Origin of the sequence: Motiliproteus sp., assembly GCF_965230735.1 — a bacterium.
Taxonomy (GTDB): domain Bacteria; phylum Pseudomonadota; class Gammaproteobacteria; order Pseudomonadales; family Balneatricaceae; genus Motiliproteus.
In genome coordinates, this window is sequence record NZ_OZ246016.1 from 3433398 (window position 1) to 3448313 (window position 14916).

Annotated in this window: 15 protein-coding genes; 4 read left to right on the plus strand and 11 right to left on the minus strand. The window is 59.5% G+C overall.

Annotated features, from left to right (window positions below; translation table 11 throughout):
• Nucleotides 1-10: 10 nt before the first annotated feature.
• The 6 genes from ACO05M_RS15760 to ACO05M_RS15785 form a co-directional block, all read right to left on the minus strand.
• Entirely contained in the window at nt 11-2911 is a 2901-nt protein-coding gene (locus ACO05M_RS15760; RefSeq protein ID WP_421864969.1) for a formate dehydrogenase subunit alpha, read from the minus strand.
• Between the two features lie 55 nt (nt 2912-2966).
• On the minus strand, nt 2967-3188 hold the full coding sequence (locus ACO05M_RS15765; protein ID WP_421864972.1) for a twin-arginine translocation signal domain-containing protein: 222 nt from the start codon (nt 3186-3188) through the stop codon (nt 2967-2969).
• A gap of 128 nt (nt 3189-3316) precedes the next feature.
• Nucleotides 3317-4003 carry a TorD/DmsD family molecular chaperone gene (locus tag ACO05M_RS15770; RefSeq protein ID WP_421864974.1) on the minus strand — a complete coding sequence of 229 codons (687 nt, stop codon included), beginning with the start codon at nt 4001-4003 and terminating at the stop codon, nt 3317-3319.
• Complete coding sequence (locus ACO05M_RS15775; protein WP_421864976.1) at nt 4003-6000, minus strand: 4Fe-4S binding protein; 1998 nt, start codon at nt 5998-6000, stop codon at nt 4003-4005. Before ACO05M_RS15775 ends, ACO05M_RS15770 begins: the two co-directional genes overlap by 1 nt.
• A 176-nt stretch (nt 6001-6176) precedes the next feature.
• Complete coding sequence (locus ACO05M_RS15780) at nt 6177-6752, minus strand: DUF3306 domain-containing protein (protein ID WP_421864978.1); 576 nt, start codon at nt 6750-6752, stop codon at nt 6177-6179.
• A complete protein-coding gene (locus ACO05M_RS15785; RefSeq protein ID WP_421864981.1) occupies nt 6745-7359 on the minus strand; it encodes a DUF3305 domain-containing protein in 615 nt (204 codons plus the stop codon). Before ACO05M_RS15785 ends, ACO05M_RS15780 begins: the two co-directional genes overlap by 8 nt.
• Nucleotides 7360-7744: 385 nt before the next feature.
• Between ACO05M_RS15785 and fdhD the strand changes: the two genes are divergently transcribed.
• Nucleotides 7745-8611: a formate dehydrogenase accessory sulfurtransferase FdhD gene (gene fdhD / locus ACO05M_RS15790; RefSeq protein WP_421864984.1), complete on the plus strand. Its 867-nt coding sequence runs from the start codon at nt 7745-7747 to the stop codon at nt 8609-8611.
• Nucleotides 8608-9546, plus strand: a complete 939-nt coding sequence (locus ACO05M_RS15795) for a substrate-binding domain-containing protein (protein ID WP_421864986.1) — start codon at nt 8608-8610, stop codon at nt 9544-9546. The genes fdhD and ACO05M_RS15795 overlap by 4 nt, the downstream gene beginning before the upstream one ends.
• Here ACO05M_RS15795 and ACO05M_RS15800 read toward each other — a convergent pair.
• Nucleotides 9512-10468, minus strand: a complete 957-nt coding sequence (locus ACO05M_RS15800; RefSeq protein WP_421864988.1) for a DMT family transporter — start codon at nt 10466-10468, stop codon at nt 9512-9514. The two genes, ACO05M_RS15795 and ACO05M_RS15800, sit on opposite strands and share 35 nt — an antisense overlap.
• Nucleotides 10469-10603: 135 nt before the next feature.
• Between ACO05M_RS15800 and ACO05M_RS15805 the strand changes: the two genes are divergently transcribed.
• Entirely contained in the window at nt 10604-11509 is a 906-nt protein-coding gene (locus ACO05M_RS15805; protein ID WP_421864990.1) for a LysR family transcriptional regulator, read from the plus strand.
• 164 nt (nt 11510-11673) lie between these two features.
• Nucleotides 11674-12276, plus strand: coding sequence for a nitroreductase family protein (locus ACO05M_RS15810; protein ID WP_421864992.1), 603 nt, complete (start codon nt 11674-11676; stop codon nt 12274-12276).
• Between the two features lie 79 nt (nt 12277-12355).
• Here ACO05M_RS15810 and ACO05M_RS15815 read toward each other — a convergent pair whose 3' ends face one another.
• From ACO05M_RS15815 to ACO05M_RS15830, 4 genes are all read right to left on the minus strand, one after another.
• Nucleotides 12356-12694 (minus strand): DUF2956 domain-containing protein, encoded by a 339-nt coding sequence (locus tag ACO05M_RS15815; RefSeq protein ID WP_421864995.1) that lies wholly within the window; start codon nt 12692-12694, stop codon nt 12356-12358.
• A gap of 112 nt (nt 12695-12806) precedes the next feature.
• The gene (locus ACO05M_RS15820) at nt 12807-13433 is read right to left on the minus strand and encodes a class I SAM-dependent methyltransferase (protein ID WP_421864998.1); all 627 of its coding nucleotides are present in this window, start codon (nt 13431-13433) and stop codon (nt 12807-12809) included.
• Nucleotides 13434-13711: 278 nt separating this feature from the next.
• Entirely contained in the window at nt 13712-14242 is a 531-nt protein-coding gene (locus ACO05M_RS15825; RefSeq protein WP_421865002.1) for a cytochrome b, read from the minus strand.
• Nucleotides 14243-14257: 15 nt separating this feature from the next.
• On the minus strand, nt 14258-14824 hold the full coding sequence (locus tag ACO05M_RS15830; RefSeq protein ID WP_421865005.1) for an NADPH-dependent FMN reductase: 567 nt from the start codon (nt 14822-14824) through the stop codon (nt 14258-14260).
• Nucleotides 14825-14916: the final 92 nt, after the last annotated feature.

Here is a 14916-nt window from a genome sequence, read left to right on the forward strand (position 1 = left end):
TGATCTCCTCTTAGGCCACGCTGATCTTGCACATCGAGACTTTCGATTCCTGCATCTGGGTCACCGAGTCATAACCGTAGGTCATGACGGTGTTGGCAGATTCACCCAGTACATAGGGATCGGAACCTTCGGGATACTTACTGCGCAGATCCTTGCCCTGATACTCACCGGCGAAGTGGAACGGGATAAAGGCCACGCCCGGTTTGACCCGCTTGGTCACCAGCGCCTTGACCTTGATCTTCGAGCCCTCGGGGGTATGCACCCAGACCTGACCACCATCGCGCACGCCGTTGTTGTTGGCGTCGACCGGGTTCAGCTCGACGAACATCTCCTGCTGCAGTTCAGCCAGCCAAGGGTTCGAACGGGTCTCTTCACCGCCCCCCTCGTATTCAACCAGACGGCCGGAGGTCAGGATGATCGGATACTCCTGGGAGAAATCCTGAGCCTGAATCGAAGCGTACTGGGTCGGCAGACGGTAGTGGGACTTGCGGTCCTCGTAGGTCGGGTAGTCGGCCACCAGGTCCCGACGGGTGGAGTACAGCGGCTCGCGGTGCAGCGGCACCCGATCCGGGAAGGTCCAGACCACCGAGCGGGCCTTGGCGTTGCCGAACGGCGCACAACCGTGGGCGATAGCGACCCGCTGGATGCCGCCGGACAGGTCGGTCTTCCAGTTCTTGCCTTCGGCCAGGGCCTTCTCGTCGTCGGTCAGGTCGTCCCACCAGCCCAGCTTCTTCAACAGCTTGTCGTTGAACTCGGGGTGACCGTCCTTGAGCTCATTGCCCTTCGGGTAGGAGCCCTCGGCCAACAGGTTCTTGCCTTCGAACTCGACCCCGAAGCGGGCGCGGAAATTGAGTCCGCCCTTGGCCACCGGCTTGCTGGTGTCGTACAGGATATGGGTGCCCGGGTGTTTCATCTCCGGGGTACCCCAGCACGGCCACGGCAGCCCGTAGGTTTCGCCGTGGGCCGGACCACCGGCGGCTTCCAGCGTGGTGTAGTCGAAGGTGTGCCAGTTCTGCTGGTGCGCCTTCATCCGCTCCGGGCTCTGACCGGTGTAACCGATGGTCCACATGCCGCGGTTGAATTCGCGGGTGATATCCTCGATCAGCGGCTCCTCACCGTTAACCTGGATGTTCTTGAACAGCTGATCGGAGAAGCCCAGCTTCTTGGCCAGCTTGTACATGATCACGTGGTCGGGACGCGAATCGAACAGCGGCTTGATCACCTCGTCACGCCACTGTAGCGAGCGGTTGGAGGCCGTCACCGAGCCGTAGGTTTCGAACTGGGTGGTGGCCGGCAGCAGGTAGATGCCGTCCTTGCGATCGGGCAGGACTGCGGAGGCGGTCGGATAGGGGTCGATGATGACCATCATATCCAGCTTCTCCATCGCCTTTTTCATGTCGGCACCACGGGTCTGGGAGTTCGGCGCGTGGCCCCAGAACACCATCGCCCGCAGGTTGTCCTTCTGGGCGATGTTGGCCTTGTCCTCCAGTACACCGTCGACCCAGCGAGAAACCGGAATCCCCTTGGTGTTCATCGGTTTGGCCGGCTTGCCCTTGGCTTTCTCGTAGCTGTTCTGGTCGAAGCGGGACGCGACCCAGTCGTAGTCCAGACCCCAGACCTTGGACCAGTGCTTCCAGGCACCACCGGACAGACCGTAGTAACCCGGCAGGGTGTGGGACAGCACGCCGAAGTCGGTGGCGCCCTGGACGTTATCGTGGCCGCGGAAGATATTGGCACCGCCGCCGCTGGTGCCGATATTGCCCAACGCCAGCATCAGCGCACAGTAGGCGCGGGTGTTGTTGTTACCGGTGGTGTGCTGAGTACCGCCCATACACCAGATCACGGTGCCCGGCTTGTTGGTGGCCAGGGTCTTGGCCGCCGTGTACATCTGCTCTTCGGACAGGCCGGTGACCCGCTCGACCTCGGCCGGGTTCCACTTCTTGACCTCTTCCTTGACCTCGTCCATGCCGAACACGCGCTGCTCGATGTACTGCTTGTCTTCCCAGCCGTTCTCGAACACATGCCACAACAGGCCCCAGATCATCGCCACGTCGCTGCCCGGACGCAGCGGCAGGTGCTGATCACCCTTGGCGGCGGTACGGGAGAAACGCGGATCGGCGACGATCAGCTTGGCCTTGTTGCGCTCCTTGGCGTACAGCAGGTGCTGCATCGCCACCGGGTGCGCCTCGGCCGGGTTGGAACCGATCAGGATCGCCGACTGGGAGTTGTGGATATCGTTGAAGCTGTTGGTCATCGCCCCGTAGCCCCAGGTGTTGGCCACACCGGCTACCGTGGTGGAGTGACAGATCCGGGCCTGGTGGTCGACGTTATTGGTGCCCCAGAGCGCAGCAAATTTACGGAACAGGTAGGCCTGCTCGTTGTTGTGCTTGGCCGAGCCGAGCCAGTAGACCGAATCCGGACCGGACTCGTCACGGATCTTCTGCATCCCGTCGCCGATTTCGTTGACGGCGTCTTCCCAGGATAGTTTCTGCCACTTGCCGTCGACCAATTTCATCGGGTACTTCAGGCGACGCTCGCCGTGGCCGTGCTCACGCAGCGCGGCACCCTTGGCGCAGTGGGCGCCACGGTTGAACGGGTGATCGAAGGCCGGCTCCTGACCGGTCCAGACCCCTTTTTCGACCTCGGCGTAAACGCCGCAACCGACCGAACAGTGGGTGCAGATGGTGCGCTTGATTTCGGGCTTGCCTGGGCCAGCGGAGGCCGGTGCGCTGGTGGCCTTGGCCTTGCGCATCATCGGCGGCGCCAGCATTCCGGCGGCTGCGATGCCGCCGGCGGCGATACCGCTGCGTCCGAGGAAGCTACGGCGACTCAGTCCGGTCTGGCTCTGCTCTTTATCGGAGCCGCTGATGCCGCTGCTATCGGAGGTGGATTGTTTGGGCGTTAGTCTCATGGTTGTTCCTCGCCTACTCCTGATTTTTGTTGTGCCTGTCCAGGCCGGATCTCATTCAGATACGGGCGCTGTCGTAATAGGCGCGAACATGGTCGGTTTTCTCGTAACCCTGGCTCTTCTTCGGTTGGTCGTCGGGTTGTTCGACGACATCGGCAGCGGCTTCACCGGCCACTGTCGCCACCGCCACAGCCCCACCGGCAGCACCGAGGGTCTTGATGAACTGACGTCGGGAGTTGTCAGTCTCCGGGTTAGCGGCATCCGCTTTGGTTCTACTCATCCCCTACTCCTTGCTCTTTTTTCTCTGGTTTTTATCTGGTTTTTATCTGGTTTTTTATCTAGTCGTTATCTGGTTCTTCACTGCGTTAGTACGGTCTATATCAATCGGTTCGGAGTCGGGGCTGGCGCTCAGCGGCGGCTGAACAACAGCGCCTCCTGCTCCAAAAACAGCTCGGCGAAACGCCCCACCGCGCTGTAGAAATGGGCGGTTTTGCTGTGCTGCAGGTCCTGGCTGAATCGGCGCCACCAGGTGGCCAGATGGCGCTCGAAAAACTGCTGTGCCGGGCCCTGATCACCGTCGTTTTGCGCCGGGCTGACCAGCATCGCCATCACCTGGCAGAGGGCGGCGATATGGTCTTCCGGCTCGCGGACCTCGGGGTCGCGCTCGATTCCCAGTGCATCCAGGTCGTTGCGCAGTTCCACCAGCGGTTTCTCCATCAGGAAACCGGTCAGGTACCAGGAGCCGTAGGGCAACAGCTCGCCGCGACCGATGCCGATAAACAACTGGTGATACTCGTCGGCGACCTGATCCGGATCGGCGCGGCCGGCGGCCATCTGCAGCACGCTCCAGGCCTCGCGCATCGAGGACTGCGGATCGTCGATCAACTCGATCGACTGCAGCCAGTTCAACAGCTCGTCGGTGGGTGCCTGGGCCAACAGTGAGCCCAGCAGCGCATAGGCATCGGCGCGGAACAGGTCCAACGCCGAGTGTTCTTGATCAGTGGGGACTGGGTTAACCGGCGCTTCGTTCCCAGGGACTTCATTAACCTGCACGGCGTCGATTGCGCCCGTAGCACTAATGGCGGCATCGTTCATCAGTGCACCTCCACGCTATCGATGGTTGAAGCCTGGCCAGCGGCTTTATCACGGCCGTTCAGCGGCTGGTCGTGGTCCGCCTTGCCCGTCTCCACGGTCAAATTCAGCTCGTCTTCATGCTGCTCGCGCCCTTTGGCGTACTCGAACAGATCGCCGCCCGGATCCTTCTGCACCGTTTCATTCTGGATCAGGTCAATCACGCGGCAGTCCTGGCACATCTCCAAGCGTTTCAGCCCGGCCTCGTCGAACATGCTGTGACCGGACAGTTTCTTGATCATCAGGCTGACCACACTCTGGGTCGCAAACGGTTTGTTGCAGCGGATACAACAGAACGGCTGCTCCTCCTTCAGCACCCGAGGCTGGGTGCGCGCTTCGGGGTCGAGCAGATAACACGGCTGCAGGCTCAGCACCGATTCCGGGCAGGCCTGGGTACAGAGGCCACATTGAACGCAGGCATCCTCGTTGAAGCTCAAGCGAGGGGTATCGCTGGCACTGGTCAGCGCCTGGGACGGGCAGATCGTGACGCAGGACATACAGAGGGTGCAGTCCTGCTCGACCAGCTCGAGGTTGCCGAACGGTGCGCCGTTGGCCAGGGTGACGCTCTGGGTTATCTCAGCCTGCTGCTCAATCTGCTGTTGATAGAGATGGCTCATCGCCAGCGAGATCTGCTGTCGCTTGTCGGCCTGCAGATCGATCTGGGCCATCGGTTCGATCGAGGTGTCGGTGGCTGTCTGATCGGCTTCGCTCAGCAGTTGTTCGGGGGTCAGACAGCGCACTTGGGCAGACAACGACAGTCCTTCCAGCAATCGATTGGCGGTATCCAACTCGCCGGCCAGTGCGCTTTGGGTTGCTTCCGGCAACGGCTTGCTGGCCAACAGGGTCACCGACTGAGCTCCCAACGCGATCGCCGACAGCCACAGCTCCAGCCCGGCGCTGGCGACCTCTTCGAGTTGCAACGGCAGGTAGTGGCCGGGCAGTTGTTCCAGCAGCTTGGACAGGCCGCTCGGCTGTCCGCTTTCGGCAATAGCCGCATCGTGCAGCAGCAGTTGCGGCCCGGTGCCACCCTGCTCGCGGTACTGACGGATCAGCCGCTGCATGCTGTCCAGCAGCAGCGCCGGTTGCGGGAAGCCGTAGCGGATCGCCGAGGTCGGACAGACGGTGGCGCAGGCACCGACGCCGTGGCAGAGGTGGGCATCGATCTGAACCCGACCGTCGATTACCGAGATCGCATCGGCGGCGCAGACATCCAGACAGCGGTTACAGCCGTTCAAGTTACTACCCGTGAGGGCACAGGCTTCCGGGTTAACCTGGAAATAACGCGGCTTATCGAAGCTACCGCTCAGTTGCGGTAACTCGGCCAGCGCCTGCTGGTATTCTGTCTCGGTGCGGGGGCTTTCGTCAGAAACATGAAAATAACCGGCTGGTTTCAGCTCCACCGGCAGTGAGGATTCGGCGCCCAGATCCAGCACCAGATCAAACTGCTCCGCGCCGATCGCCAGCTTGGCCAGGTTCTGAGCCTTGCCGTCCACATCGATCAGCACGGCGAACTGGCCCAGGTAACCGCTGATCGAGGTCAGAGGTAATCGATAGAGGTAAAGCTCCGGTACCAGCTCGGCCGCCTGCTCCATCTCGGGAGTGATGCGCTGGGGCATCGCTTCGGTCACCAAGGCGGTAATCGAAGCGACCCCTTCTGCTTTGCCCAACGCATCGGCTGCCATGCGGATCCGATGTTCCGCCCCCAGGATCAGCAGCCGTCCCTTCGAACTGAACTCGACCCCCGGCGCGGCCAGGTTGATCGCCGGACTGACCATGGCCATCGCCTGCGACCGGGCCTGCCGGTTGCGTTGCTGCTGGTCTATGTCGAAGCCTTCGCTCGCTGTCTGGGTCCCAACGTCCTGGGTCATTAATGGGGTGCTCTTATCCTCTGCCTTCGAAGTCGAAGGCTGCGCCGAGTCGGTCATGGCCGCCGGTCGTTTATCGTTATGATTCACACTCATTGCACGGTGATCTCTGTTTATCGGTGCAACCGCTGCACCAGTTTTTATTGGAAAATACCCACCTGTTTACCAAGGTGATCCAAGCCAGAGCCGGATTGGTCAGATCCGGCGGGGCAAAATGTCCCTACGGCTTTCGAGGCTTAGTCAAAACGTCCTTTGGGTCTGTATTGCCTTGTTTATTCCTCGCATTCACCGAGTTCCTCCTCATCGTCAGGCTCGAACGCCTCCCCAGCGTCGTTTAGATGCGGGTCAGACTCGGCCTCTGAAGCCATCGTGGAAGCAGTAGCGCTCGTCTCTGAGTCCCCATCGGCAAGCGCGGCCTCGAAGTCCTGTTTCTGCTTCTCGGCCCACTGTTTCATCTGATAGGTGACGGTGTCGCCCAGGGGGATAAAGGTGCTGTAGTCCTCGTCGTACTCGTTGAGGCCATCGCGGATATTGAATTCAGGCAGGTGGAACAGCTTTCGCAACGCCTGACGGCGCAGCTTCTCCGACACTCCTTCGGACAGGAAACCGCTGAAATCGGAGCTCTCGTCGAGGCTCTCCAGCGGCGGCATATCGGCATCGGTCAGGGGTGGTTGCTCGGCATCAGCGGCCTGATCGTTTCCATCCACTTCCGCAACATCGGTGATTTCTGAGGCAGCCAGTGCAGCTGTATTCGGTTCGGGTTCTGTCTGGGTTTGGGGCTGCTGTTTTAAGCGTGACCAGCGGCCCAGAAAACCTTCGTCGGTGCTTTCCTTGGTATGTTCAGCCACGAGCACCTCCCGTAGAACCTGTCTCCTGACTTTTTCCAGCACCCTTGCGGCGACCATGATGACGGCGCTTGCTCTTACCCAGTTCCATCTCCGGCTCACCGTGGCGGCCGATAAAGCCTTCGATCCAGCACTGCACCGCCTCGGGCATCGGGATCGAATAGACATCCTCTTCGCCGCCATCCATATAAGAGGAGGCGACATCCTGGCTGGCGGTGAGCAGATAGGGCTGCATCAGCTCGTCCTCTTCGGCGCAGACGATAAACAGCCGAGGGTCGTGGGAGCTGATATTGAAGCGGTAGGCGGCCCGCTCATCGCGGAACAACTCCAGCGACAGGCCGTGCCAGCAGTAATCGGTGCTGGCGGGTTGATCGCCGGGCTGCGCTTCAAAGCCCAGCTGATCGCGAACCTGTTGGCGATCACTCAGACAGCGAAGCGCCGACCAGTCGTCAACCTCCCAGAGCCCGCGTTCGATGGTGCGCTTTCGCAGCACCACCCGCATCGGCCAGACATCGCCCGCCTGATCGCTGCCCCGATCAGATCCGACTTGATCAGAATCGCTTTTATGAGATTGGATGGTTGCCGTTTTGGCTACGGGTGTTTCCGGCATCTGCGTTTAAGCCCCCTGCTTGCTTTCCACTGCTCTTATTCGCGGCCGGGGAATTCCCGGCGCGGATTTCGGGGAGCCAACGCAATAAATGTTCCATCGCCCGCAAAGCCACCAGCCATGGGCTGCCTGAGAGCAGGCCCGACTTATCCAAGTAAGCAAAAAGAAAATAATCCCCAATTCGGGGACAAAAAGACCCGGCGAGACAGCAAGGCTGCGGACATTTTGTCCCGTTTTACGGGTTGGGGATTAAAGATAAATCCAGTCCGAACCACCCCATGCCCACAAAACGTCACTCAATCCGACCCAGGCATAGAACTTGCTCAGCTCCGTCATGGGCCACTCGGAGCCCTACCGCCATCGAGCCGCCAGGAGTCCGCAAACCGCTATGAACAGTTACCAACCGCTAATGAGTCAGGCCGGTTTTCTCAACACCCATCAGGTCGAAGCCTGGGACGAACAGGGCAACCTGCGCGAGCTGTCGATCGCCGGCGAGTCACCGCTGACGATCTACCTCGACAAGAAGGAGGTGGTGACCCTGATGACCCTGGGCAGCCGACCGGAACTGCTGACCCTGGGCTATCTGCGCAATCAGGGCTTTATCGATTCGATCGAGCAGGTCAAAGCTATCCAGGTGGATTGGGAGGTGGAAGCGGTAGCGGTAGTCACCCACGAAGGGGTCGAAGGGTTGGAGCAGAAGCTGCAGCACCGCACCATCACCACCGGTTGCGGTCAGGGCACCGTGTTTGGCGGGCTGATGGAGAAGATCGACCAGATTCAACTGCCCGATGTCCGGCTGCCGCAATCGCAGATCTACGGCCTGCTGGACAGCCTGCGACAACAGAACGAGATCTATAAACAGGCTGGTGCCGTGCATGGCTGCGCTCTGTGTCAGGGCACCGAGGTACTGAGTTTTGTTGAGGATGTGGGCCGTCACAATGCCGTCGACACCCTGGCCGGCGAGATGCTGCTGCAACGTCGTCAGGGCGACGACAAGATCTTCTACACCACCGGCCGGCTGACCTCGGAGATGGTGATCAAGGTGGCGCAGATGGGGATCCCGATTCTGCTGTCACGCTCCGGGGTGACCCGGATGGGGATGGAGTTGGCCCGTCAGGTGGGCCTGACCCTGATCGGTCGCGCCAAGGGTAAATCCTTCCTGGTGTTCAACGGCCAGCAGCGGATCGATTACGACCAGAAACCGGAGCCGATGCCACGATCTCAAAAGCGCGGCAGCAAGGAGGCCAGCCCATGAGTACCACCCTAACCCGCGTGCCGCCTAGCGATAGTGTCGGCCATCAACCGCCCCGGTTTATGAACATCCGTCAGGTGTCGGACTACCTGCATCTGAACGAGAAGAAGATCTACACCCTGGCCAGCGAAGGCCAGATTCCCGCCACCAAGGTCACCGGCAAATGGCTATTCCCAAGGGACCTGGTGGACCAGTGGCTGATCGAATCCAGCCACGGCGGCGTGCTGCTGGATCGACTGATCATCGCCGGCAGCGACGATCCGCTGCTGCACCGGGCCGTCAGCCAGGTGGCACGAAAGATCCAGACCAGCGCCATCGTCAGCTACTCCAGTACCGGCACAAGACTGGGGCTATCGCAACTGGCACGCCAGCGGGCCGATGTCTGTGCGATCCACTGGGGTCCGGCCGAAGAGAGCCATATGCGCCACCCGGCCCTGCTCAGTCGCCACCGCCAGCACAGCAAATGGGTGCTGGTGCACGCCTTTAAACGCGAGATCGGCGTGATCGTCACCCCCGACACCCGACTGAAATGGCAGACTATTCCGGAGCTGTTCGGCGCCGGACTGAGCTGGTCGTTACGCCAGGACGGCACCGGTTCGAGCCGATTTATGGAGGAAGCCCTGAGTCACTGCGGCATGAAGCTGGAGCAGCTCAATCAGGTCGAACAGGGCCTGACCGAACGGGAGATCGCCTCCCAGATCGCCATGGGGATCGCCGAAGCCGGGCCGGGCGCACGTAGCACCGCGGCTGAGTTCGGACTCGATTTCGTCTCGATGGGTTGGGAGTGCTTCGATCTGGCGCTCTATCGCGGGGTGTTCTTCCGCCACCTGTTCCGGGAGCTGATGCAGCAACTGGAGAGCCCGGAAAGCCTGCAGCAGGCGCAACTGCTGGGAGGCTATGACTTCAGCGAGACCGGCAAGCTAGTGTGGTCGTCTTGACCGACTTGTTGGGATTGCCAGCAGCTGCCCCCTCGCGCTGGACCAGCAGCATCGCCAAGATCACCAGCAGGATGCCCGGCAACAGTATCCATTCGAACGCTTCGCTGCCGCGAACCAGCTCGATCGACATCACAAACAGCGGCGTCAGGAATCCATAGGCCGCCACCTGGGTCGGGCCGAGTGCGACGGTGCCGAACTGCAGCAGAAAAAAGGTCACCAGGGTGGTGAACAGCGCCAGATACAGAATCCCGAGGTAAACCCCACCGCGAACCTGCCCCCAGGCGATCTCATCCAACGCCGGTAGCGACAGCAGCAGCAACCAGACACTGCCGATCGAAATCACCCAGAAGGTCATTACCTCCATCGGCTCGCCGGAATAGAACTTCTTGATCAGCGGGTTGTAGGCGCCCATGAACAAGCAGCCCAGCAGGAACAGCCAATCGCCGCGGTTGAAATCGAACCCGAGCAAGGCGTCGAGATCCCCGCGAAAGACGATCCATATCGCCCCCAGCGTCCCCGCCAGCAACCCCATCGCGCGACGACCGGGGGTGGCCTCGCGGTGAATCAACCACAGAAACAGCGCGGTAATGGCCGGCACCATGGTGTAGATGGCCCCGGTATTCAGTGCACTGGTGTGACGAAGCGCGGCAAACATGCACCAAAAAAACACCACCAGCGGAATGCTGAGTACCGCGTACTGCAGCAACTTACCGCGGTTAGGCAGACGCCGGCCATGTTTCAGCAACACATAAGGCAGGAACAGGATCGCCGCCAACACAAAGCGAATCAGCATCATCACTTCCGGCGGCATGCCGTCCGTAATCGACGCACCCACCGGGAACGAACTGGCCACCAACACCACCATCAGCAACATCAGGCCATGAACATAGATCACCGGATAACCGCGAGCGGTGAGTTGCATCGTTTCTCTCCCGAAATCGGTTTAACTACTCGATAGTGACAGAATAATTTGTATCGACAAGAACGATAATCTACTGTTTCGAGAACTCTTTGTTGAGCCATAGTTAACAGTACAAATGAGCTACGGTCGAAAACGATGAATCAGTTTGGCGCCATTCCGGTCTTTGTCGCGGTGGTCGAATGTGGAGGCTTTTCTCCAGCCGCCCGGTTTCTGGGCATCTCAAAGTCAGCAGTCAGCAAACGCATCACCCAGCTCGAGGAGCAACTAGGGGTCAAACTGCTGCACCGAACCACCCGCAAGCTCAGCCTCACCGAAGCCGGCGAGCACTATCTGGAGCACGCCCTGAAAGCCAACAACGCGGCTCGGGATGCCGAGGACGCGGTCGCCCAACTCCAGGGTGAACCCCAGGGTCGACTGCGGATCAATTCACCGATGTCCTTTGGCCGCTTGCACATGGCACCGATGATTCCGGAGTTTCTGAAGCGCTACCCCAAAATCAGCATCGACCTGGTGATGGATGACAAAGCGGTCGACCTGGTCAGCAGCGGGTTTGATATTGCGATACGATCCGGCGAGCTGGCCGACTCCACCCTGATCGCCCGCCGACTGGCTCCGCTGAACAGCGTCCTCTGTGCCTCACCGGAATACCTGGAGCAGCACGGACACCCCGAGTCCTTGGATGACCTGCTACAGCACAACTGCCTGTCGTTCAGTTACTCCAACGATGTCAAAGAGTGGACCTTTATCAAGGCGGGCAGCCGTCACCAGGTGCTGGTATCCGGCAACTACCAGGTCAACAACAGTGAAGCGCTTCGTGATGCGGTGTTGCAAGGGTTGGGGATCGCCCGACTGCCGACCTTTGTGGCGGGGCCGGATATCAAGGCGGGCCGGATTATCCCGCTGTTTAGCGATTACCAGATGCCGGCTCAGGTCATCAATGCGGTGCTGATCGAACGCCAGTATATGCCGGCCAAGGTCCGAGCCTTCCTCGATTTCTCAATCGACTACTTCGGCGGCGATATCCCCTACTGGGATCGTTAGAACCTCAACGCTGTTCAGCCAGCTAACTCTATTTGTTCACTTTGGCTCAACACTGTATTTCAAATTTCCTGGATTATCACAAATAGCACAACAATCTAAGCTTTTCTCGACCTCACCGCCTAATCAATGCAAGCGGTTAACGAACCAAGCTTCAGGGAGTTGTTATGAATCTATTCACCGCCATCGAACAGCGCCGTGCCGTCAAACACTATGATCCTGAGGGATCGGTCAGTGAAGCGGCTTTCAACCAGATCATGGATGCGGTTCTGCTGTCACCCACGTCGTACAACATCCAACACTGGCGCTTTATCCGGGTCACCGACCCAGAGATTCGCGAGCAGATTCAAGCCGCCGCCTGGGGGCAAGCTCAGGTTACCGAGGCGGCCGAGCTGATTATCCTGTGCGCCGATACCCAGGCCTGGCGTCGTGATCCGCAACGCTACTGGGCCAACACGCCAGCCGAGACTCAGGCGGTGATGCTGCCGATGTTGGAAGCCTTCTATGCAGGCAAGGATCAGCTGCAACGGGACGAGGCGATGCGATCCTGCGGCATCGCGGCCCAGACCCTGATGCTGTCGGCCAAAGCCCTGGGCTACGATACCTGCCCGATGATCGGCTTCGACAGCGAGCAACTCGCTGAGATTATCCATCTGCCGGAGGGGCATCTGATCGGAATGATGATCACCCTGGGCCCAGCCGCCCGCGCCGCCAACCCGCGCGCAGGACAACTGCCGCTTGACGAGCTGCTACGAGAAAACCGTTTTTGAGAGCAAGTACTTACATTGCCGCTACCCAGCCAACGTGCCTGCCAAGCAGGCACGATAAGTTGCTGATATCAATGAAGAATCAGGCGCTAGCGCTAAGCACCAGATAGGCGGCAAAGCCGATCCAACTGACCACCAGCAGCCCCCAGGCCAGCTTGCTTTGTTGGACGATGACTTCGGGTTCGGGGGTGACGACCTCGGTGGTTGTCGCCGAGGATTGGGTCTGCTGCAGTTTACGCTTCTGCTTATCCAGCGCCCGAGCCTTCTCCCTGTGGCGCTTCTTGTACTCTTCGATCCCCTTCTGGATCCCCTGGGCGATCAATTTGGTCTGCTCTTTGGTCTGTCCGGGGCGCTGGGTGGCTTTGGCGACCTGCATCGCTTCTTCGACCACCTGCTCCGAGACTTTGTGTTTCTTTGCCATTCTGACTCCTTAATTTGGCGGCATTATCTCACGCTTGGAAGGCCAGCGACCAAGTCTATCGATGCCCTTGATTGATCGGCTTCAGAGGCTCCTCAGATATATCGGTTTGGCGTCAGTTTTTCCGGGCGATGATGAATACATCAATACCCTGTACCCCATGATGCCACTGACTCTGAATCGTAAATCCCGCCGCTGTGATCTCCTGCGCCCACTGCTGCTCCGTCATCACAAACACGTCCGGCATCAACCCGAGTCGCTTGCCGATGGGCGCGATAAAGCGGATGAACCGGAAGTAGGAATTTCCCAGGCAGCCCGTGCTGCTGATAAAGGTCCCGCCAGGCTTGAGGATTCGGGCTACTTCATCAAGCACCGCCCGGCGATCCGGTATCAGATGAATCACGTTTAATCCCAGCACGGCGTCCAAACTTGCGGTCTCGGCCTTAAACTCAATTAGGGTTGCGCGACTGAAGGTAATATTCTCAACCGCGGCGTTTTTCGCCTTCTCACGACCGATCGCCAGCATCGCCTCGGAGATATCCAGCGCATCGATATGCCGAACGTGTGACGCATGGTGGATGGCGGTTGTACCTGTCCCACAACCGAATTCCAGAATATCCATGTCGGCCGAGAGATAACGCTGCGATTCGGACAGTTTTCGCTGATACACCGCTTCATCGGGTACCGGTTTCTTGGCGTATTTCTCGGCCACCCCATCCCAGAATTTATCGGACTGATTCACACAAGCTCCTTCTACACTCACCACCTGACGCCGCCAGAAACACCTCACGTAAAGTCCAGCTAACGTGTCAGATTCAAACGACTCAGTGATCGATAATGCAGCAACCGATAGAATCACGCCAGGCAGACACCATCTAGCTAAACCAATCGAGTCCCCCCAATCGGCGAAAGACTGAAAGCGGTTTCTTAGCGGCGAAGATCTGGCACAAAAAAAGCGGCTCCGAATGAAGCCGCCTTTAATCGTTTAGAACAGTCGTTAACCGAGCGTTTTGCTGAAACTCAGACCATCCGCCCCAGCACGTCGTTCTCGGGGGCATCCAGCCAGCGGTGCTTGATCACGCCGGCGATATGGAAACCCAACGCGCCGATCATCACCCAGCCACCGATCTCATGGATCAGGTGAAACACCCCACTCCAGTATTCGCTCTTATCGGTGATATCCGGCACGGTGATCAGGCCAAACAGCTCGATCCCATGGGAGTATTCATAGAACGAGCTCATCAGGTAGCCCGATACCGCCATCGCCACCATGCTCAGGTACAGCAATGCGTGCATCGCGTGGCTGAGCTTCTGCTCCCAGCTGGCCAACCCATCGGGCAAGGCCGGAATCTGGCTACGCAGCCGGGTTGCCACCCGCACCAGGATCAGCATCAGTACGATAAAGCCGAACGCCTTATGGGCCGGGTAGAGGTCATACTTATCCGGGGCATCGTCCGGGATGCCGGTCATGTATAAGCCCACCGCCAGCAGTCCGATAATCATCGCCGCCATCGACCAGTGCAGCAGTCGCATCGACAAAGAGTATTTCATCCCCAGCGACCTCCGTTACGCCAACTTCTGAGCCATCTGGGCGATCTGCGCCCCCAGACCTTTAACCCGCTCGGCGGTCTCCGCATCGCTCAACTGACCCTGCTCATCAAAGGCCTGGTAAGCCGAAGGCACAGCGACCTGATTGGGACTGACGGTGACGCCGAGGTTGAACAGCACATCGCGGGCATGAACCAGTCCACGGATACCACCCAGGCCACCGGGAGAGGTCGCCATGATACCGGCCACCTTGCCGGCAAATGCCGGGCCGATATCGGTTTGTGCGGAGGGACGGGACAACCAGTCAATCGCATTTTTCAGCACCCCGGAGATCGATCCGTTGTATTCCGGGCTGGCCAGCAGGATGCCCTGGCTCTCAGCAAACTGCTGCTTCAGGTCGTTGACGATCGCCGGAACCCCTTCGGCTTCCAGGTCTTCAGAGAACAGCGGCATCGGATAGTCGGCCAGATTGATCACGCGGACCTCGACGCCCTGCTCACGGGCACCTTCGGCGGCGATCTCCACCAGTTGCTGATTGAAAGAGTTGGCCCGCAGGCTGCCGGACAAAGCGATTAACTGGGTCATAATGGTCTCCAAGCTGTTGTTTGGGTCTTATGCAACAGGATGTTGCTGAAGTTGGAGCCAGTATCACCAATTCAAATTTGAAGAAAAACAAC